This is a genomic window from Mycobacterium angelicum, from assembly GCF_002086155.1.
Lineage (GTDB): Bacteria > Actinomycetota > Actinomycetes > Mycobacteriales > Mycobacteriaceae > Mycobacterium > Mycobacterium angelicum.
In genome coordinates, this window is the sequence record NZ_MVHE01000395.1 from 1 (window position 1) to 272 (window position 272).

At 68.4% G+C, this 272-nt stretch carries 1 protein-coding gene; it reads left to right on the forward strand.

The genetic code is table 11. The annotated features are described in order from the left end of the window. Positions 1-272 (forward strand): ketoacyl-synthetase C-terminal extension domain-containing protein (locus BST12_RS29955; protein WP_139802129.1); only part of this gene is annotated, 272 nt, incomplete at both ends.

Genomic DNA, 272 nt, shown 5'->3' on the forward strand with positions numbered 1-272 from the left:
CCGAACACCCCCGCACCGCAGCCGTATCCTCCTTCGGCGTCAGCGGCACCAACGCACACCTGATCGTCCAACAACCCCCCACCCCACCACCGGCCACCACAACAACGCCAGCTGACCAAGCGCTACTGCGGATCTGGCCGCTCTCAGCCCGCACCCCCGCGGCGCTAAACGCCCAAAGCGCCCGTCTGCACCAACACCTGCTCGATCACCCCGATGTCGACCTGACCGACCTGGCCTACAGCCTGGCCACCACCCGCACCCACCACCCCCAC